Genomic DNA, 18,775 nt, shown 5'->3' with positions numbered 1-18,775 from the left:
ACACAATGTCGCTCGGTGGACATAAACGAAAAGGAATGGTACTTTTAGGAAGGAGAATTACAGAATAGATTTTCTGAATTCTGAAGGAGAAGTGTTGGCGTGCTTTTTAAAGTATTTCACAAAATATGAAGGATCATCAAAACCTAGTCTGTAACCGATCTGATTTACATTTAATTCTGAATGCAACAATAGTCTCTTTGCCTCAAGTATAATGCGCTCCTGAATCATTTGCGAAGGCGTTTTATTAAGATTCAAGCTGATAAGATCTGATAGAGTTCTGGACGAAATATGCATTTGCTGTGCGTATTCTGAAACCGAAAGCCCTTTATTGTAATTTTCGTCTACAAGATTGACAAATTTTATAAGCTGTATTTTTTTATCATTTGGAAGTATCGATTTATCGTTTAGGTTATGCTCTAATTCATTTTTTCTTCTTTGCACCTGAATAAGCATTGCTTTTAAATAGGTTCTCAATAATTCTTCTTTCCCAAAATCATTTTGATTAAGCAGTTCTCTTTTAATCTGAGTAACATATTCATCTAAGATTTGATCGCTCCCGTCATTGACACAGCAGGATGGTTCCTGATAAGGACTTTTAAAAAGATTGTATTTAAGGAAAAAATCAACTTCAGAATCTTTCTGTACCAGAAACGATTCATTAAAATGTATCAGAATTCCATGGTAATCCAAATTATCATCAAAATAATGAACTTGGTTTTTATCAATAAAAAACATGGCATTATCAATAACATCATATTCTTTAAAATCAACAAAGTGTTTGCCAATCCCTTTTTTAAACCAAATGATTTGGTAATAGCTATGAATATGCGGTCTTGTCGTATCACCTTTATGTCTGGATACATATTCATTTAAATCATGAATTACAAACTGCGGTTTTTCAGGTTGATTATGATTCAGATGATATTCGTTGATGATATTTTTTTCCTTTGCCATAATTTATAAATCATTTATTCCTATGAAATCAGGATTTACATTATTTACGCTAATTTACAAAAGCCATACAATAATGAAACCATTCCGCATTAGTTTTAGGGAAAATTGCCGATAATTACCATCTTTTTTCTCATTTCTCCACTAAATATAAAATCTTAAAACGGAATTTCGCATTATGAAAAAGAATGAAAAAATTATTATAATCGGTGCAGGCTTAAGCGGTCTGACATTGGGCTATTTATTATCAAAAGAAAATGCAGATGTAACTATTCTGGAAGCTTCAAACAGAATTGGAGGACGAATCCAGACCATAAAAGGAAACTTGGATACCCCTTTAGAACTAGGAGCAACATGGTTTTCGGATTTACATGTTAATTTACTTTCATTACTTGAAGAATTGGGCTTACATAAATATCCGCAGTTTTCTGAGGGAACTTCTCTTTTTCAAACCAAATCTTTTGAGCCTCCACAGAAATTCTTTGTACCCAAATCAGAAGCGCCATCTTACAGACTGGAAAACGGAACACAGACTTTAACTGATATACTGGCTCAAAAATTAGGCACAAAAAACATTCTTTTAAACGAACGAGTTGTAGAAATTATTGATCATAATAATTCTTTAGTAGTTAATACTTCAAAGGGAAATTCTTTTGCAGCCGACAAGGTAATTTTATGTTTACCACCTCAATTGGCCTCGCAAATTAGTTTTTTACCTGAATTAATTGATCCAGTCACTGAAATCCTGCCTACTGTACAAACATGGATGGCTGGCGCTATTAAATTTGTATTAGAATATGACGAGCCATTTTGGAGAAATGAAGGATATTCCGGTATGTTATACAGCCATGCAGGTATTATTATTGAAATGTATGATCACACCAATTTTAAAGAAGACAAATTTGGTTTCACCGGATTTCTAAATGGCGGCGCCGTTGCCTATCAGCAAGATGTTAGAAAGGAATTTGTATTAAAACAATTAAGTGAATTACTAGGCGAAAAAACTTTAAACCCTCGTTTTTACGAAGACAAAATCTGGAATGACGAATATCTAATTACCGGAAATCCTTTAATACATCGTCCGCACCAGAATAACGGACATCCTTTATTACAGGAAATTTATATGAATGGAAAACTTTTATTCTGCGGAACCGAATCATCTGAGGAATTTGGCGGTTATATGGAAGGGGCGATCATTGCTTCTCAAAATATATTTGGAAAAATAAGGAAAGATTAAGAAGCTTATTTTATCTGTAAACCAGATTGGGATTTGATATCTTTTCTTGCACCAAAAATTCATGATCACATAAAAAAATATAGCAACATTAAAAATGGACTTGCTACTATTATTCAAATAAAGACTCTGCCTTAAGCATAACAATCTTTTTAAATACTTTATAATAATTGTAAAATTGTATATTAGTTTGATACCAAAAACCCAACTAAGTTTTTATATTTTTTTTGCACCAATTCCCAACAGGACATCTAAACCAAATTTACAAAGCCAATGAAAGACAGTCGCTACATATGGTAAGCCAATTTCTTCAAATCATCTAAAAAAGATGTTGAAATTTGTCCTGTTCTTGTCACTACTCGGGACAAAAGATAAGTATCATCTTTTGTCCCGATTTTTTTACTCATAATCCAGTATCTACCAAACATATGCGGTTTACCACTTCGTTAATTCAGTTTCTATCTGCATACCCATCCCGCGTTTGTCTTAAAAAATAAAGAGACTGCATATTTTTTGATTGCTCAATTTTACGCCTTTAAAGAATCGGTTCGGGGATATCATAAAAAACAACGTAATAGTTTGTAATTACGCACTAGATTAATTACCATTGTATCAGAAAATTACGGAGAAGATAGAGAATATTATTTTATACCCTTGAGTATGATAAAGAAGCTGCAGCCAATACTCCCAACACAGTATATAAAGCTGTTGTCTATACAACGATTCAGCAATGGTTGCTTCTAAAGGCATGCATGAAAACTCTAGGGCCAGCAAAATGAACCTATAAGAACTGCCATAAAATATTACTTCTGTCCACCTCAAAACTGGACTGCTGGTAAGCAATTTCCTGTTCGGAATATTAGCAGCAACAAAAGCGAAAATTGGCTTTACAGACGAGGGGCTGGCACTATTTCTCTTTAAAAAATAAAGCATAATTGTTTATTTGAAATACGGCAAAAAAGTAAATCCACAAACTATGAAAAGCAACACAGCACTATTTTTAATGTTCCTGTTCCTGACCATGCATACTGGAGCCGCAGCTCAGCAGCAGCCGCAACTTTCGAGAGACCAAGTCCGTGAGACTGTTCAAGAGCTGAGCAGCTCTCTACTGGCCAATTATGTTTTTCCGGAAAAAGCAGCAAATGCATCAGTGCTTTTACATTCCGGCATTGATGGCGGTCTGTATGATAAAATACTTGATCCAAACTTACTTGCAAGCACTCTTTTCAAGGAATTGCAGCCTGTGCTTAATGATAAGCATTTTCGTATTGTTTACAATCCTGCGCTGGAAAAAGAAGTACTGAGCTACAATAGCAGGCCCGTGCAGTTGTCAGCTGATGTACAAAGTGAAAAGAACAAGAACTTTTACTTCAGGAAGATCGAAATTCTGCCAGGAAACGTCGGTTTCCTTGAGTTTAACGGATTTGCACTTCCCAATAAAGATTTTCGCAGAACTCTTGGTTTTGTGATGGGCTATCTTGCTAATTGCGAGGCACTGATTATTGATCTGCGTTCGAATCGCGGCGGCAATGGAAAAAGTTCAGAAGAGATACTTTCTTATTTTTTTGAACGCAATACATACATTGGCCGATCTTATAATAGGATCAGTGATCAATGGAGCAGCAGCTATGTTAAGGGATATAAATCTAATCGTAACAGTATACATCTTAATATGCCCATGTATCTGCTCACTGGAAAAAATACCTACTCGGCTGGCGAAGGATTTGCTTATGCATTACAGCAGCAGCGAGGTTCCAAAGTTGTGGGAACCCAAACTAGCGGAGCAGCACATCTTACCCGCAGCTTTAGTTTAGGCAATGGCTTCGTAGGGTATATACCTTACCAGAGAACAGAAAATGTGAAAACTGGAACTGACTGGGAAGGGACTGGAGTAATTCCTGATGTTACGACAATGGAGAACGCACTGATTATCGCTCACAATTTGATACTCGCAGATAAAATTGCTAAAACCACTGGAAAAGAAAAAGATGTTTTTCTATGGATGATCAACTACAACAAATCGATGCTTTCTTCGGGTAAGCTCACGGATACTAATTTAAGCTGCTTTACAGGCAGGTTTGCCGAATTTGAAATTACTGGTAAAGATGGACAACTTTTTTTCAGAGATGTAAATCAGAAGAATAATGTTCCAGCTGTTATGGTGCCTATTGATCAGGATTTTTATCAAGTAAAGAAAGACTACCAAGTGCGATTTGAATCGCTCAAAAACGGACAGTACCAGGACCTAAGGGTATATTGGAGTGATGGATATTCTGAAAAGATCGAGCGGTTGCATACTTTAGAATGAATAGTATTGATTTTTTAAGCCTTTACAGCCTAACATTTTATGGTTAGAAATTCGTAGTTTTTGATGTTAAATATAAAATAATTCCAAAATGGACTTCATACATTTTCTTTCACAAAAGCTAAGGTGAAATTTAAATAAATAAGCCATTCTGGAACTATCCATACATATTTTTTATCTCTGACATAACAAAGGTACTTTGGGTACTCCCTATACTTTCAACTGATCCTAATTTATTAAACACAAAATCTTGATAATGCTTCATGTCTTTGGCAGAAACTTTCATCAAAAAATCGTAATCTCCTGAAATATTATAACATTCCACAACTTCTTCGATTTTCATAATATCGCTAACAAACTGATTCCCGATATTACGATCGTGCTGTTTAAGTTTGATATTACAGAAAACGATAAATCCTCGATTTAATTTTTCTGCATCCAGAAGGGCTATATATTTCTTAATATAACCGTTATTTTCCAATCTTTTAATACGCTCAAAAACAGGCGATGCCGAAAGATTTACCATCTTAGCAAGCTCTTTTACAGTGTATTTAGAATTATCATGAAGTATATTTAATAATTGAAGATCAATATCGTCTATCTGTTCCATAAAATATTTTGCTTTGAATTTTGTTTTAATTTATTTCTAAATTAGAATAAAATTCTTCAAATACAATTAAAAACAATATAAAAATCTTGTTTTAAACAAATTTCAAACATAACAATCTGTAAAACTTACTTTATAGTATAAAAATCCTAAATATAATATTTATAGAATGACACAGAATAAATCTACTAAATTGACTTTTAAAACTATTCTTCTTTTCTTCGAGCCATACCCTGAGCAATAATGCTGGCGGCAATCAATTGCAAGGCATGGTACAGCATGAGCGGCAACAATACGATTCCAGTGATAGTACTGTGCTGAAAAAGTACTTTTGACATAACGGTGCCGTGCACCAATGACTTTTTAGACCCACAGAATAAGACGGTAATACGGTCTTCATCTGAAAAACCAAGCAGGCGGCTCAGTAGTGCGACACAAAAGAATACGGTAAAAAACAACGCCATCATCCCTGCAGCGAGTCCAACAAGTTCAAGGGCGGTGAAGCCTTCAAAAAGATGTTCGGAAAATGACTTGCAAAACGATGTGTAAATAATTGTTAGAATAACTGTCTGATCGAAATATTTAAGCTGTTTCTTGTATTTTTCGGCAATGGCGCCGAAACGGGAATTTAGGCTTATGCCGATGATGACAGGCAGCAAGACTTGCAGAATTAACTTTATGCCGATTTGAGTGACATCAAAATCGCCTGTTGCAGAAGCTATAAACAGCCCAACCCATAGTGGCGTAACCACTACTCCGATCAAACTGGAAATACTCGCATTGAAAATGGCTGCGGGAATATTTCCTTTGGCAATGGAAACCATAACTACGGAAGAGGATACTGTAGATGGTAAAGCTGCGAGAAAAAATACACCCAGCCAAAGCAACTCGAAGCCGTTATTAACAAACAACGGGCGAAATGCCAAAACAATGAGCGGAAAAAATAAAAAGGTTGTCAGCTGGACGACAATGTGCATTTTCCAGTTAGAAAGTCCGGCTTTTAGTTTCTCAACACTCAGTCGCATGCCATAAAACAAGAAAATTAAGGAAACGCCTGCATTGGCAATCTCCTCCAGCGAAACAGGTTCTTTGACCATGCCTGGCTTTGGTAAAAAATATGCCATCAGAATCATGGTGGCTATCATTAACAGGAAACCGTCGAAACCTGCTTTTTTTAATACTTCTAATAATTTTTTCAATGTGTTTTAAATATTATTTCTCCGTAGAGTCAAGATTACAAAAATACCTTACGCGGATAAACGTAGATTTTCCAGATTCATTAGTCTGTCCGCAGAGTCGTTCTGTTAAATTCTACGGACAGCAGCTTCAAACAATGAAACTATATTCTAATTAATAGATTGAGACTAAATCCCAAGTTCTTTACGTATAATTTCTGCTCCTGCGCTTAAAGCACTTAACTTGCCTCTAGCTACGTTTCGAGATAGCGGGGCCATACCGCAGTTTGTAGAAGGGTAAAGATTTTCGGCATCTACAAACTCAAGAGCTTTACGCAGGGTATCAGCTACTTCTTCTGGTGTTTCGATAGTATTTGTTGCAACATCAATAGCACCGACCATTACTTTTTTACCGCGAACAAGTTCCATTAAATTTAAAGGCACATTGGAGTTGTGACATTCTAAAGACACCACATCAATTTTAGATTTTTGAATTTTCGGGAAAATTTCTTCATACTGTCGCCACTCAGAGCCTAATGTCTTTTTCCAGTCAGTATTTGCCTGTATTCCATAACCATAGCAAATATGAACCGCAGTTTGACAGTGTAAGCCTTCAATAGCTCTTTCTAATGCAGCCATTCCCCAATCGTTTACTTCATCAAAAAACACATTAAATGCAGGTTCATCAAACTGGATAATATCTACCCCTGCATCTTGAAGTTCTCTTGCTTCTTCATTGAGTGCTTTCGCAAATTCCCAAGCCAATTTTTCTCGGCTTTTATAATGGTCGTCATACAAGGTGTCTACCATTGTCAGCGGGCCTGGCAATGCCCATTTTATAGGTTTATTAGTCTGTTTACGTAAAAATTTAGCATCTTCAACAAAAACTGCTTTTTGACGTGCAACCTCACCTACCACCACTGGAACACTCGCGTCATAACGGTTACGGATTTTTACTGTTTTACGATTTTCAAAATCTACACCACTTAAATGTTCGATAAAAGTCGTTACAAAATGCTGGCGTGTCTGCTCGCCGTCACAAATGATATCTAGATCTGCCAATTGTTGTTCATGCAGAGAAATGCGCAACGCATCTTGTTTCCCTTCAAGCAGCTGATCGCCTTCTAATTTCCATGGTGACCAAAGTTTTTCGGGTGGTGCAAGCCAAGCAGGTTTAGGCAAACTTCCAACAATAGAGGTAGGTAATAATAATTTCTTCATAATAGTATAATATTAATGCATTGTAATCAATTAAAGGGTAAAATTAGCAGACCATTGATCCAGGAGACTTTTGTAAGGCTTAATGAAATGCTCTTCTGCATATTTACCCTGTTCAATAGCCAGTCGGCTGCGCTCTTCGCGGTCATAAACCACGCGAGTTAGCGAATAATCTTCGTGTTTAAGACTAGGTTGATAGATTTTCCCAGCCACTGAATTTGCATTGTAAATTTCAGGGCGATAAATCTTCTGAAAAGTTTCCATCGTACTGATTGAGCTGATTAATCCAAGATCAGTATAATCAGCAAGCAGATCGCCGGAATGATAAAAAGCCATGGGTGCCACACTATTCGGAGGCATGAAAAAACGAACTTTTAAGCCCATTTTAGAGAAATATTCATCAGTGAGAGAATACTGATCCTGCAGATACTCAAAACCCAGAACCGGGTGCTGATACTCAGTGCGAGTATAAGTTTTGTTGCTCGATACACTTAAACAAATGATCGGTGACATCTTAAAGTGCTCTTTATAAGTAGCTGAACTGACAAAGCACTTATAAAGTTTTCCGTGCAAATCACCAAAATTTTCAGGAATAGAAAAATCAGATTTATTTTTGTTGTGCTCGATCAATAAAATACTGAAATCATAATCACGAACATAGGAAGAAAAATTATTTCCAGCAATACCTTCAATACGCTGACCCGTTTTACGGTCAAAAATATTTGTTTTTAAAACTTCAATCAATGGCAGATTGTTACTACCATTCTTATCATCAATACTCATCGTTACTGTGATGATTTCAAGTTCTACAAGGTAACGATCAGCTTTTGGATTATCTAGATGAGCCAATGCATTGAATCGATTGTTAATCATATTTAATGCATTACGTAAGTTTTGTTGGCGATTACCTCCTCTAGCCAAGTTTGCAAAATTGGTTGTCAGACGCGTTTCACTTGAAGGATGATAGTTTTCATCTAAACAGGTGCTCTTTAGTGTGAATGCAAAATCATTCTTGATTGTATTCTGGGTATTTTCAATATTCTGCTTTTCATTTATTCCTCTATCTTCTCGTATGTTCGTTTTCATCTGGTGATACTATTTAGATTTTTTACCTTGCAAATTTGAAAATAAAAGATTAAATATTTTTATTTACACTAAAAATCAGATAATAATTCTTTTTATACCTATTTATAAAGAATTTTAATCTTTAAACAAATATAAAATGCAAGAAAAACAGATAATTATTCTGTAGTGAACTGAAATGATTGATTTGAGCTCTTCCTAGAGCACTCCAAAAACTCGAAAAAGAAAACAATATAATTTATCTTTGGCAAAATTTAAGATAGACATAGTAATGAATTTGATAGAAAATTTAAAATGGCGCTATGCCACAAAAGCTTACAATAACATTAAAGTAGCAGAAGAAAAGGTCGATCAGATCTTGGAAGCCATAAATCTTTCAGCATCTTCTTGTGGTCTGCAGTCTTACCGTGTTTTTGTTGTAAGCAATCCAGAAATCCAAAAGAAACTAGGTGCTAATTCGTATAATGGACAGATTAGCTCTTGCTCTCATTTGTTAGTTTTCGCTGCATTTACTGACATGGCTTCGAGTTACATTGACGATTACATAGCAATGACAGAAAAACAAAGAGGCCTTGATACTGGTGCCTTATCAGGATTTAAAAATGGACTTCATTCGTATTTCAGCGCTATAAACGCAGAACAAAAAGACATTTGGGCTTCCAAACAAGCCTATATTGCACTAGGAACTGCACTTATTGCTGCGGCAGAATTGAAAGTAGACGCCACTCCTATCGAAGGATTTAATGCCGCCACTATCGATGAGGTTTTGGGTTTGAAAGAAAAAGGGTTGCATTCTACAGTTATCCTCGCTTTAGGATATCGCGATTCGGAGAAAGACTATATGGCAGCTGCGAAAAAAGTTCGTTTGCCTATAGAGGAAATGATAACTAAAGTTTATTAGTACAAAAGGCTCAAGCTTAAAATAATTATGTTACAAGTTTACTTGAAGACAAGCCAATTTCTTTAAATGGTTTGTAAATTATTCAGTAGCCGTCACTAAAAAAGCTCATTTCAAAAAGAAATGAGCTTTTTTATACCTTAGAATAACGTTCTAATTTTAATTAATATCCAATGACTGAATATATTCTGCTTCAAACTTAAAATTATAAGTCAAAACTAAAGGACTTCCCGGAAAAGTCCCAGATACTTCCGCTTTTAAACTTCCTTTTTCCGCATCTCCTTCAAAGCTAATAGGATTCATTACCGCATTGTATTCTTTTGAAGATTTTTCAATCCATTTTTGTATTGCTTTTTTTCCCGTATAATTTTTCCCTTCATCAAATACTATAGCATTTTCTGAAAAACAATCAGCAAAATGAGCACTATTAAAATTATTCTGTGCATTTACTAAGTCTTGTACTACTACTGGTAAGTTCATAATTTTCTATTTTAGTATTAATAAATAAGTATTGCTTTATAATTTAAATTGTCGGGATGGTTCCGCCGTCGATTACATATTCAGTTCCCGTGAGATAGCCTCCTCTTGGTGAAACGAGAAAACCTACCAATTCAGCCACTTCTTCGGGCTTTGCAGCTCTTCCGTATGGAATTCCTCCTAAAGCATTCATGACACTTTTTTCTGCCTCTTCGAGAGATACATTACTACTTTCAGAAATACGTTCCATCATTCTTACTGATGCTTCAGTCATAATCCATCCAGGAGAAACCGTCAGAACACGTACGCCTTTTGACGAAACCTCTTTAGATAAGCCCTTACTGTAATTGATCAGCCCTGCTTTCGCCGCGGCATACGGAAGAGTAGAATCATATAAAGGCAATTTTCCTTGAATCGATGCGATATGGATAATAACGCCGTTTTTGTTTTCTAGCATTTGAGGCAAAAATGCGCGATCCAATCGAACTGGAGCTAATAAATTTGCCTGAAGTGTTTCTTCCCAGTCTTTATTAGTCAATGCAGCAAATCCGCCTCCAGGAGTTTCTGATGCTCCAAGGTTATTTACGAGAATATCAAGTCTGCCAAATTTCTCCACTACTTCGGATGCAACTTTAGCTGCGGCTTCGGGCTTACTCAAATCTGCTGAGATAAAATGCAAAGCGGCATCGGGTATTTCCGGTTGGTTTCTTGCACTGATGATCACTACAGCACCTGCCTCTTTTAAACGTAGGGCTATTGCTCTGCCCGCTCCTTTTGTTCCTCCTGTTACCAGAGCAATTTTGCCCGATAACTCATTCTGATAACTTATTTTTTGTTCCATATTAATTTCTTTTGTACAAATTTCAGAACTACGGAACTTTCTCACAAGTACGGAATTACGATTCACATAGGGATAAATTTCTCCCCTATTGTAAAAATCAATACATACTAGTATTTTTACAATATGTATGAGAGAAAAACAATGCCCAACTTAAATTGCGGACTTGACCTAATAGGTGAAGTATTATACGGCAAATGGAAAATACGCCTCCTTTGGTTTATTAATGAAGGACATAAGAGACCAAGCGAGTTACAGCGCAAAATTCCTGATGCTTCGCGCAGAGTCTTGAATATTCAGCTTAATGAACTGGAAGAGCATCAACTTTTGGTTAAAAAAATATATCCTGTGGTGCCTCCAAAAGTAGAATACACCTTAACAGAATTTGGCGAGAGTTTAATTCCTGTTATCGGAGCTTTAGGCCAATGGGGAGACAAAAATCAAGAAAGATTAAAGGCATTGATCGTTAAAAAATTTAACGACTTTCCGAATCTTTAAATTCATTATTTTCTCAAACTCAAATATATTCTTCTTGCATATTATTAGAATTTAATAAATGATAATTCAGCAATTTTTAAAAAAAATCATATAAAAAACATGAACCCGTAGATTGTAATTTTAGTATAAGCTAATTGAGATAATTAGACATATCGATATTATTTACTAAAAAATTATGCAACATGATATCTGAAAATTTTTATAAAGAAAATCAGGAGCAGTGGAGTGATTTTACCTCAGAAGAAGAGCTGTTACTGAGTTATGAAGATTATCTGGCGGAAAGCTCCTCTTATTCGCTTAAAGCCGAAAATCACTACGATGTTGAACTCGATGATCTTAATGCGGAATATGATGAAAATGATTGGGAAGAAGAAGAAGAATAAAATAATGATTATCATACTTGCTCCAAAATTTTGGGCTAGTAGTGAAATACAACATTGCGGATTGTTAAAATCTCTGCACTTCTGAAAGCATCATTCTTTCAGACCATTTTAAATTATTAGAAATTACTTTCTCAGATCTAGAGATTTGAAACTTAAAATGAACTAAACTTTCTAAATGTGATGCGAAAAATTTTACATATTCTGATTCTGCTGTTTTCGTGTGTATGTTTTCCACAGAAATACGATGCAAAAGTAGTATTTGCCATAGAAACGTATGCTTACATTCGAGGACAGAATGCCGCGCTTCAGAAAGTGGCGCGAGAGTTTCCGCATCTTAAGCCCAAAATATCTGAAACGCAAAAAGACTTAAAAAATGTTTTTGGACGAACTGAAAAAAATCTTAACCAATTTTTTAAAGAAGAACTCAGCCGTTCGCAGATCGATTCGATACAGATACGTATTGATTCACTTCTTAACCAACAGCTTTCAAATCCTATAGAAAAAGAACAGTATGCGCACGATTTTCTTTTAAATGTAAAAAATAGATCACATCACAGCAATCATGCGCTGCTTCCAAAGGGAATTCTTTCGTTTAAATATCATGATGCTCCTCATCAAGAAATTACCGATGGACATATTGACGTTTTTTCTTCAGAAAATCATCCAAAAGCAGAGAATACTTCTATAAAGATTCCTGTTCCAAAAAGCTGGCTTGCTCAAGAAGCTGAGATGCCAGAAACTATTCAGCAGTTTACTAGTTGTCATGGAAACGGAATGGAAAAAATGCTTATCGTAGTATATGATTTGCCCAAAGAACTACATGAAATTGAACTAAATGAAAAATCTGTTGCCACTTTTCTGTCACCGCAAACTAAATTGATTCGCACAGAAAACATAACTATTGATGACATTCCGGGTTTGATGATCGAAGTTGAGGAATTGATAAATTATCAAAACGAAAATATGAAAATAAGAATGCTGCAATTCATGTTTTTAGATCAACAGAAATTGTACTGCTTGCAAGGCAGTATCGGACCTACGGATACTGACGAAGATCTTGGCATCCAGATAAAAAAATATGAACCGCTTTTCCGTCTTATTGCTTCTAGAGCAGAACTGGACGATTAATCACTTTGCATTTTTAATTAGTCTTTGCTCTTCTTGCTCTTTTTGTATGCTTTCATTCTTTCGTCTGCTCCATCGTCAATGCCACGCCCTTCCGGCATTGGCTTATATATGGAACCTTCTGTATTTGGAGTTGAAGGTCCTGTCTCGATCATGTATTTCTCAACCATATTGCCTCCGAGCCGTTCCGAGAAACGAGGAAATACATTAGCGCTAAATGATGAAACCTGAGCCTTCCAACCTACTGGCACTATTTTCTTTGGCCTAAGGGATTTTCTTAAAACAGCATTAACAACTTTTTCAGGCTCATCCATCATAGCCATTTTCGGTTCTACGCCTGTATAATTCGCAGCGTGTTTCCATATAGGAGTATCGACCGCCCAAGGTTCGATTGTAACCACTTTAATTTTGTCGTAGCCATTGAGACGCAATTCCTGTGAGAGAGCCAGATCTAAACTTCTTATGCCAGCTTTGGTTGCAGAATAACCACTCTGATAAGCAAGCGGAATCTCTCCCATAACTGATGCTACATTTATAAGCACACCTTCTTTTTGTTGTATAAACTGCTCAACCGCTATTCTGCTGGCATAGAAAAAACCTTTTAAATTAACATCTATCACTCGCATTTGATCCTCAATCGGAACTTCCCAAAACCGACCTATTGCCGTAATTCCAGCCATATTGATCCAAATATCAATTTTAGAATACTCTTTTAAGGCTGCTTCTTTTACTCTTTGCACATCTTCCAGCTTGCTAATATCCATTGTAACAACAACTGCATGACCGCCAGATTTACGTATGGTTTCGGCAACTTCTTCTAAGAGGTCTGTTCGTCTCGCCGCAAGCACAACATTGGCTTTGTATTTTCCGAGCTGTTCTGCTATGCCTCGTCCCATTCCGCTTGAAGCGCCAATAACAACATACGTTTTATTAGAAATTTTCTCTTGTCCAGAACTCCCTACTTTCCAAGTAGAACAGCTTGCCATCAGAATAGAAAATAAAAACAAAATTATAAGCGATTGTAGTATCTTAAAAATAGTATGGATTTTCATAAGCGTACGATGTTTAATTTTAAACTCTTTCTTGGTTCAGTTCTTACTATGAAAATATTACTTGTTTTTCATTTTTATGTTATATGATTCAATTCATTAGTTTGCAAGATTTCAATTCTTTACATCGTATGGAGAATCTTTAAAACACCTTCCAATAAGGCATATTATATAAAACTGCATTAACAATAATATAAATTACTGATATTCAAGTTCATTAATTTTAAATTCATTAAGAATCAAATCTTTAAATGAATTAATTATGAGCGACAAAAAGAAAATATCAAGACGCACTGCTATAACAGGATTAGGAGCAATTTGTCTCACCACTGCCTTTACCCCTGTTTTAGGTGCCGATTTTAAAATCGATGAAAGCGATTCTTCAACAATTCCTGAAGATCCTCAAACCAAATATCCTCGTCCGCCTTTTAAAGAACAAAAACAGCCTTGGCCGGGACTCGTTAGCAAAATGGATCCGAGACCCGACCATGGTGAAAAAAGCTATAAAGGCTCGGGCAGACTTAAAGGCCGTAAAGCACTTATAACTGGAGGCGATTCTGGTATGGGTAGAGCGGCTGCGATTGCTTATGCCAGAGAAGGCGCAGATGTAGCCATAAACTATTATCCTACTGAGGAAGAAGATGCGAAAGAAGTCATCCAACTTATTAAAGCCGAAGGAAGAAAAGCGGTGGCTATTCCTGGAGATTTGCGAGATGAAAAATTCTGCATTTCATTGGTAGAACAAGCTGTAAAAGCACTTGGAGGTTTAGACATTTTAGTAAACAATGCAGCAAGACAGCAGACACACGATTCTATTCTGGATATTACTACCGAAGAATTTGATGCTACAATGAAAACCAATATTTATGCTCCGTTTTGAACTATAAAAGCAGCTCTGCCGCATCTTAAACCAGGTTCTTCAATCATTGGAACAAGTTCGGTTCAAGCATACGCTCCTACAGAAGATTTATACGATTATGCACAGACCAAAGCGGCAACGACCAATTATATAAAATCACTTGCGAAACAATTGGCTCCAAAAGGAATCAGAGTAAATGGAGTTGCGCCAGGTCCCGTATGGACACCGCTTCAAGTTAGTGGCGGTGCCACGATGGAAAAACTGAAACAATTTGGAGGACAAACACCTTTGGGCAGACCTGGACAGCCTGTCGAACTGGCTTCTATTTATGTACAGCTGGCTGCTGAAGACGCAAGTTACGCGACTGGACAAATCTATGGTTCTAGCGGCGGTGAAGGAAATCCTTAATCAATTAAAACAATAAAGTCATGCCTTGGTACAATGGAGATTATCCGCCCTCTTACAAAAACCAGCCGAAACCGCTTAGAGAAAAAGCGGTTGAAATAGCCAATGCGCTGCTTTTGGATGGCGCCGAAGAAGGAATTGCAATTGCAACGGGACTTAAACAAGCCCGCGAGCTTTTGAAAAATCATAAAGAGAAAACAACTAAAAAAAATTAGTCATGGAAAATAATCAAAATGAATTAGAAAACGACGGTAACAAAAATACCAATCAAAATGCAAATAGTGCCTATAGCGGTTCTGGAAGCATGCAGCCTGGAGGCAGTACAGGTGAAGCTGGGCGCCTCAATGATTATCCTGAAGAAGAAGCTGATAACAAAACAGCTAAAGACGATACCAGTAAAAACACGGAAGGAAAAAGTATAGAAGAAGCAACAGATCCTTCTAAACTAAGTAAACTTTAAAATATTGTAAATCAATTCTATTAACCCACTAAATTAAATAGTTATGTCAAGACAAGATTATGATAACTACGATCAGGAAGATTTTACTTATCACGCCGCAGATCACTCGGCGAGCGACTCAATAAATTCTGAAACTATGGAGAAAAAAGATCCAGCTATCAATCAGCATGAGGATAGTTCGCAAAGACACAAGTATTCAGAAGATCATTTTGAAAGTGATAATGATACTGTAAATAATCATTCAGAAGAAAATACAAATGACACTTCAGATCCTTTTTTTCAAAAAAACGCTCCAATAGCACAGGATCTTGATGAAGAATTAAAAAATGAAAAGGATGATGATTTTGACAATGATGCCAACAGAAGGACTTTAGATGAAGAAAAAGCAGATGAAGATGATGATGACGATTATTAAATCATTTCTTGTTTTTGAATTTTTAGTACTAAAGTTCCAAAAATAAAACCTGAAAGGAAGCTATCTTCTTTTCAGGTTTTATTTTATAATTTGATTCAAATAATTAATCTGCAACATATTTGTTATTCCAATACAGCATTAATAAAAATGAAACGATAATGCAGGATGCCGTTCCTTCAAAAAACAAAGAAAGACAATAAGAAGTTACAGAAGGTTCTCCTCCAAACATGAAAGCTTCAGATAAAGATTTTACATATTGGTCGCCGCCTTTAGCATAACTATAAATCATTAGCGCTACAATACTTACTACAACAGCTGTAAAGGAAGTTACCATTGCTGATATAAAGTTTGGAACAAACTCGTTTTTTCCTTCGGCAAGATTCATTTGAAGGGTTCTGTTGACACCATAAAAGATGAAAAGAACATTTAAAAGTCTTAAATAAAATAGATTGGAAAGATTTAAAAGTTCCATTAGAACAAAGAACACTGCAATTCCTGCAAAAATCAAAAAGCCGTTTATTATTTCTTTGGGTAATTTCATAATTGTATTTTTAGTTAAACAAATAATCTTTTGTATTACAAACAATTACAAAATAACTAAACATAAAATAAGTACAATTTTACGATTGTGTTTATTCCTTATAAAATGCCCATTTTTAAAGCAAAAAACTCTCAACACAAAGTCAAGAGTTTTTTTAAATGTGGTTTGGAATATTATTTAATAGAGTCAGTTTTAATATTCTGATTCCCTTTTTGAGTAGATCCTGCTGTTCCAGAACCCGTAGATCCCTCACCTGTTGCACCTGTAGTTCCGTTTTTGCCATTTTCATCTGAATTTAAAGTAGCAGACGAATCTAAAGCTGGACCAATTGTATCTACAGACATATTCATGGTATCTGTTTCTGTACCATTTGGATCTACAGTATTATTTTCATTCTTCTTGCACGAATACACAATTGCTGTTAGCATAAGCAGCATTGCTAATGTTTTCCAAAGCTTTTTCATAATTTAAAATATTTCGGTTTATAATATTTCAAAAATAAAATACTGATTTACAGCATCCTTACATAATTTATTGAAGTATTTACAGAAATCAGAGAATGCAACTTTTTTCATTCATGTAAAATCTGTAAATCAAATAGTTAATCCTGTAAAAAATAATTATAAGACTGTCGGAAATTTGTTAACGAGCTAAAAATCAGCAAAAATTGATATCAAATTCTAACAAATTATACTATTTTAAATCAACAGCTATGAACACAACCGTATCAACAAAACAAAATCAGGCATCAAAACCTTTTTTGAAAAACAATGTATCAACTTTAGAAAGGGTTTTAATGGTAACAAGCGGTGCTTACCTGCTTTACAACGCTTTATCTAAAGAAAATAAAAGTATCACTCAAGCAGGCGCTGGAGGTGCAATGCTTTTAAGAGGAATCTCAGGATATTGTCCTGTATATGATGCTGCAGATCATTTGATGAATGACAAATCTTCAAACGTAAATATTAGAGTTACAAGTGTTATTGATAAACCAGTTGGTGAGGTTTATGATTTTTGGAGAAATCTGGAAAACTTACCAAAGTTTATGAATCATTTGGATTCTGTACGTACAATAAGCTCTACAATATCAGAGTGGACAGCAAAAGGTCCAGCTGGAATTGGAAAAGTATCTTGGAACGCCGAAATTGTCAGAGACGAGAAAAATCAGCTTTTGAGCTGGAATTCTATTGAAGAGTCTTCTATTAAAAATGCTGGAAAAGTAGTTTTTAAATCGAAAGGAAGAGCTACAGAAATCGATGTTACTATCTCTTATCACGCTCCGCTGGGAATTGCCGGTGAAAGTGCTGCCAAACTTTTAAATCCTTATTTTGAAAAAATGGTTAAGGATGATATTTCTAACTTAAAAGTATATCTGGAAACAGGACAAGCATAAAATATATACTCTCATTTTTTTGTATTTTTTTTTAGATAAGACGTCTTCATTTATGGAGGCGTTTTTATTTAACCAATTATGAAACTGATCTTCAATGCAAAACCTATAAAAACGGAAGAAAATCTTATAAAAAACACAAGGTTATTTTTTTGAACTTTGATATAAATAATAAAAATATGAAGGCATTTTTTAAAAATAATGGTCTGGGTATTTGTTTTTTGACTTTGTTTATCGCGTCTTTAGCAGGACAAATTTTATTAGGTTTTCGGGAACATAATAAAGAACTTATTGATGAAGGAGCTGCCGTAATCTCTTTGGCTTCTTATTTTACCTCTGGACATTTTTTTCAATCGACTTTTGAAAACTGGGAAAGCGAGTTTTTACAAATGGCCTTGTTTGTTGTTTTTACGATTTTCCTAAAACAAAAAGGTTCCTCCGAATCTAAAAAAATAGATGAACCAGAAGAAGTCGACCGCGAACCAGATCCAACCAAAAAGGATGCTCCGTGGCCTGTTAAAAAAGGTGGATTTATACTCAAAATATACAAACACTCTCTTACTATTGCTTTATTAGCACTTTTTATCATATCTTTTATTATCCATTTTTATGGAAGTCTTAAAGACGAAAACGAACAGCTTTTAAGAAAAGGAGAACCATTGGAAACCGTGTCTACTTACATCGGAAATTCAAGGTTTTGGTTTGAATCCTTTCAAAATTGGCAAAGCGAATTTCTTTCTGTTTTCGCCATCATTATGTTATCAATTTACCTTCGCCAGATTGGCTCTTCACAATCCAAACCTGTAGACGCACCACATATGGAAACTGGAGAGTAATTTTTTTAGTGGTCAGTGGTCAGCTTTT

21 protein-coding genes and 1 pseudogene are annotated in these 18,775 nt (G+C 35.4%); 12 read left to right on the top strand and 10 right to left on the bottom strand.

Annotation, left to right across the window (positions count from 1 at the left end):
• Positions 1-57: 57 nt before the first annotated feature.
• Positions 58-954 (bottom strand): helix-turn-helix domain-containing protein, encoded by an 897-nt coding sequence (locus tag AC3E9W_RS15590; RefSeq protein WP_488769058.1) that lies wholly within the window; start codon positions 952-954, stop codon positions 58-60.
• Positions 955-1,129: 175 nt separating this feature from the next.
• On the opposite strand from AC3E9W_RS15590, the gene AC3E9W_RS15585 reads away from it, so the two are divergent.
• Positions 1,130-2,188, top strand: coding sequence for a flavin monoamine oxidase family protein (locus AC3E9W_RS15585; RefSeq protein WP_488769057.1), 1,059 nt, complete (start codon positions 1,130-1,132; stop codon positions 2,186-2,188).
• Between the two features lie 973 nt (positions 2,189-3,161).
• A complete protein-coding gene (locus AC3E9W_RS15580; protein ID WP_488769056.1) occupies positions 3,162-4,493 on the top strand; it encodes a S41 family peptidase in 1,332 nt (443 codons plus the stop codon).
• 154 nt (positions 4,494-4,647) lie between these two features.
• Here AC3E9W_RS15580 and AC3E9W_RS15575 read toward each other — a convergent pair whose 3' ends face one another.
• The 4 genes from AC3E9W_RS15575 to AC3E9W_RS15560 form a co-directional block, all read right to left on the bottom strand.
• Positions 4,648-5,100 (bottom strand): Lrp/AsnC family transcriptional regulator, encoded by a 453-nt coding sequence (locus AC3E9W_RS15575; RefSeq protein WP_047775354.1) that lies wholly within the window; start codon positions 5,098-5,100, stop codon positions 4,648-4,650.
• A 203-nt stretch (positions 5,101-5,303) separates the two neighbouring features.
• A complete protein-coding gene (locus AC3E9W_RS15570; protein ID WP_488769055.1) occupies positions 5,304-6,296 on the bottom strand; it encodes a bile acid:sodium symporter family protein in 993 nt (330 codons plus the stop codon).
• 165 nt (positions 6,297-6,461) lie between these two features.
• Positions 6,462-7,493, bottom strand: coding sequence for a methionine synthase (locus AC3E9W_RS15565; protein ID WP_456893024.1), 1,032 nt, complete (start codon positions 7,491-7,493; stop codon positions 6,462-6,464).
• A gap of 30 nt (positions 7,494-7,523) precedes the next feature.
• A complete protein-coding gene (locus tag AC3E9W_RS15560) occupies positions 7,524-8,576 on the bottom strand; it encodes a DUF1852 domain-containing protein (RefSeq protein WP_488769054.1) in 1,053 nt (350 codons plus the stop codon).
• Between the two features lie 268 nt (positions 8,577-8,844).
• On the opposite strand from AC3E9W_RS15560, the gene AC3E9W_RS15555 reads away from it, so the two are divergent.
• On the top strand, positions 8,845-9,474 hold the full coding sequence (locus AC3E9W_RS15555) for a nitroreductase family protein (protein WP_488769053.1): 630 nt from the start codon (positions 8,845-8,847) through the stop codon (positions 9,472-9,474).
• A gap of 156 nt (positions 9,475-9,630) precedes the next feature.
• Here AC3E9W_RS15555 and AC3E9W_RS15550 read toward each other — a convergent pair whose 3' ends face one another.
• Positions 9,631-9,951 carry a nuclear transport factor 2-like protein gene (locus tag AC3E9W_RS15550; protein ID WP_306155424.1) on the bottom strand — a complete coding sequence of 107 codons (321 nt, stop codon included), beginning with the start codon at positions 9,949-9,951 and terminating at the stop codon, positions 9,631-9,633.
• A 43-nt stretch (positions 9,952-9,994) separates the two neighbouring features.
• Positions 9,995-10,789 carry an SDR family oxidoreductase gene (locus AC3E9W_RS15545; protein ID WP_488769052.1) on the bottom strand — a complete coding sequence of 265 codons (795 nt, stop codon included), beginning with the start codon at positions 10,787-10,789 and terminating at the stop codon, positions 9,995-9,997.
• Between the two features lie 123 nt (positions 10,790-10,912).
• Between AC3E9W_RS15545 and AC3E9W_RS15540 the strand changes: the two genes are divergently transcribed.
• From AC3E9W_RS15540 to AC3E9W_RS15530, 3 genes are all read left to right on the top strand, one after another.
• On the top strand, positions 10,913-11,284 hold the full coding sequence (locus tag AC3E9W_RS15540; protein ID WP_488769051.1) for a winged helix-turn-helix transcriptional regulator: 372 nt from the start codon (positions 10,913-10,915) through the stop codon (positions 11,282-11,284).
• A 182-nt stretch (positions 11,285-11,466) separates the two neighbouring features.
• Entirely contained in the window at positions 11,467-11,667 is a 201-nt protein-coding gene (locus tag AC3E9W_RS15535) for a hypothetical protein (protein ID WP_488769050.1), read from the top strand.
• A gap of 180 nt (positions 11,668-11,847) precedes the next feature.
• A complete protein-coding gene (locus AC3E9W_RS15530; RefSeq protein ID WP_488769049.1) occupies positions 11,848-12,795 on the top strand; it encodes a hypothetical protein in 948 nt (315 codons plus the stop codon).
• A 17-nt stretch (positions 12,796-12,812) separates the two neighbouring features.
• Here AC3E9W_RS15530 and AC3E9W_RS15525 read toward each other — a convergent pair whose 3' ends face one another.
• Positions 12,813-13,844 (bottom strand): SDR family NAD(P)-dependent oxidoreductase, encoded by a 1,032-nt coding sequence (locus AC3E9W_RS15525; RefSeq protein ID WP_488769048.1) that lies wholly within the window; start codon positions 13,842-13,844, stop codon positions 12,813-12,815.
• A gap of 259 nt (positions 13,845-14,103) precedes the next feature.
• Between AC3E9W_RS15525 and AC3E9W_RS15520 the strand changes: the two are divergent.
• The 4 genes and pseudogenes from AC3E9W_RS15520 to AC3E9W_RS15505 all read left to right on the top strand — a co-directional run bounded on the left by AC3E9W_RS15520 (position 14,104) and on the right by AC3E9W_RS15505 (position 15,980).
• Positions 14,104-15,108: pseudogene (locus AC3E9W_RS15520) on the top strand (SDR family oxidoreductase).
• 20 nt (positions 15,109-15,128) lie between these two features.
• Positions 15,129-15,320: a DUF2188 domain-containing protein gene (locus tag AC3E9W_RS15515; protein WP_456893039.1), complete on the top strand. Its 192-nt coding sequence runs from the start codon at positions 15,129-15,131 to the stop codon at positions 15,318-15,320.
• Between the two features lie 2 nt (positions 15,321-15,322).
• On the top strand, positions 15,323-15,565 hold the full coding sequence (locus tag AC3E9W_RS15510; RefSeq protein ID WP_488769047.1) for a hypothetical protein: 243 nt from the start codon (positions 15,323-15,325) through the stop codon (positions 15,563-15,565).
• A gap of 43 nt (positions 15,566-15,608) precedes the next feature.
• A complete protein-coding gene (locus AC3E9W_RS15505; RefSeq protein ID WP_488769046.1) occupies positions 15,609-15,980 on the top strand; it encodes a hypothetical protein in 372 nt (123 codons plus the stop codon).
• Positions 15,981-16,083: 103 nt separating this feature from the next.
• Here the strand turns inward: AC3E9W_RS15505 and AC3E9W_RS15500 are convergent, their stop codons facing one another.
• Together AC3E9W_RS15500 and AC3E9W_RS15495 are read right to left on the bottom strand one after the other, a co-directional pair.
• Entirely contained in the window at positions 16,084-16,521 is a 438-nt protein-coding gene (locus tag AC3E9W_RS15500; RefSeq protein ID WP_306155442.1) for a hypothetical protein, read from the bottom strand.
• A gap of 173 nt (positions 16,522-16,694) precedes the next feature.
• The gene (locus AC3E9W_RS15495; protein ID WP_456893045.1) at positions 16,695-16,985 is read right to left on the bottom strand and encodes a hypothetical protein; all 291 of its coding nucleotides are present in this window, start codon (positions 16,983-16,985) and stop codon (positions 16,695-16,697) included.
• A gap of 248 nt (positions 16,986-17,233) precedes the next feature.
• On the opposite strand from AC3E9W_RS15495, the gene AC3E9W_RS15490 reads away from it, so the two are divergent.
• Both AC3E9W_RS15490 and AC3E9W_RS15485 read left to right on the top strand, forming a co-directional pair.
• Positions 17,234-17,914: an SRPBCC family protein gene (locus tag AC3E9W_RS15490; RefSeq protein ID WP_306155448.1), complete on the top strand. Its 681-nt coding sequence runs from the start codon at positions 17,234-17,236 to the stop codon at positions 17,912-17,914.
• Between the two features lie 176 nt (positions 17,915-18,090).
• Positions 18,091-18,747: a DUF6766 family protein gene (locus AC3E9W_RS15485; protein WP_488769045.1), complete on the top strand. Its 657-nt coding sequence runs from the start codon at positions 18,091-18,093 to the stop codon at positions 18,745-18,747.
• The last annotated feature ends 28 nt before the right edge of the window (positions 18,748-18,775 follow it).

Source organism: Flavobacterium sp. 38, from assembly GCF_057799715.1.
The sequence above is the reverse complement of the archived record's forward strand: the minus strand, read 5'-3'. Positions and strand labels throughout refer to the sequence as shown.

Excerpts from the sequence above, each read along its gene's own strand:
- AC3E9W_RS15590 (WP_488769058.1), bottom strand. The coding sequence starts at position 954 with ATGGCAAAGGAAAAAAATATCATCAACGAATATCATCTGAATCATAAT.
- AC3E9W_RS15585 (WP_488769057.1), top strand. The coding sequence starts at position 1,130 with ATGAAAAAGAATGAAAAAATTATTATAATCGGTGCAGGCTTAAGCGGT.
- AC3E9W_RS15580 (WP_488769056.1), top strand. The coding sequence starts at position 3,162 with ATGAAAAGCAACACAGCACTATTTTTAATGTTCCTGTTCCTGACCATG.
- AC3E9W_RS15575 (WP_047775354.1), bottom strand. The coding sequence starts at position 5,100 with ATGGAACAGATAGACGATATTGATCTTCAATTATTAAATATACTTCAT.
- AC3E9W_RS15565 (WP_456893024.1), bottom strand. The coding sequence starts at position 7,493 with ATGAAGAAATTATTATTACCTACCTCTATTGTTGGAAGTTTGCCTAAA.
- AC3E9W_RS15560 (WP_488769054.1), bottom strand. The coding sequence starts at position 8,576 with ATGAAAACGAACATACGAGAAGATAGAGGAATAAATGAAAAGCAGAAT.
- AC3E9W_RS15555 (WP_488769053.1), top strand. The coding sequence starts at position 8,845 with ATGAATTTGATAGAAAATTTAAAATGGCGCTATGCCACAAAAGCTTAC.
- AC3E9W_RS15550 (WP_306155424.1), bottom strand. The coding sequence starts at position 9,951 with ATGAACTTACCAGTAGTAGTACAAGACTTAGTAAATGCACAGAATAAT.
- AC3E9W_RS15545 (WP_488769052.1), bottom strand. The coding sequence starts at position 10,789 with ATGGAACAAAAAATAAGTTATCAGAATGAGTTATCGGGCAAAATTGCT.
- AC3E9W_RS15540 (WP_488769051.1), top strand. The coding sequence starts at position 10,913 with ATGTATGAGAGAAAAACAATGCCCAACTTAAATTGCGGACTTGACCTA.
- AC3E9W_RS15535 (WP_488769050.1), top strand. The coding sequence starts at position 11,467 with ATGATATCTGAAAATTTTTATAAAGAAAATCAGGAGCAGTGGAGTGAT.
- AC3E9W_RS15530 (WP_488769049.1), top strand. The coding sequence starts at position 11,848 with ATGCGAAAAATTTTACATATTCTGATTCTGCTGTTTTCGTGTGTATGT.
- AC3E9W_RS15525 (WP_488769048.1), bottom strand. The coding sequence starts at position 13,844 with ATGAAAATCCATACTATTTTTAAGATACTACAATCGCTTATAATTTTG.
- AC3E9W_RS15515 (WP_456893039.1), top strand. The coding sequence starts at position 15,129 with ATGCCTTGGTACAATGGAGATTATCCGCCCTCTTACAAAAACCAGCCG.
- AC3E9W_RS15510 (WP_488769047.1), top strand. The coding sequence starts at position 15,323 with ATGGAAAATAATCAAAATGAATTAGAAAACGACGGTAACAAAAATACC.
- AC3E9W_RS15505 (WP_488769046.1), top strand. The coding sequence starts at position 15,609 with ATGTCAAGACAAGATTATGATAACTACGATCAGGAAGATTTTACTTAT.
- AC3E9W_RS15500 (WP_306155442.1), bottom strand. The coding sequence starts at position 16,521 with ATGAAATTACCCAAAGAAATAATAAACGGCTTTTTGATTTTTGCAGGA.
- AC3E9W_RS15495 (WP_456893045.1), bottom strand. The coding sequence starts at position 16,985 with ATGAAAAAGCTTTGGAAAACATTAGCAATGCTGCTTATGCTAACAGCA.
- AC3E9W_RS15490 (WP_306155448.1), top strand. The coding sequence starts at position 17,234 with ATGAACACAACCGTATCAACAAAACAAAATCAGGCATCAAAACCTTTT.
- AC3E9W_RS15485 (WP_488769045.1), top strand. The coding sequence starts at position 18,091 with ATGAAGGCATTTTTTAAAAATAATGGTCTGGGTATTTGTTTTTTGACT.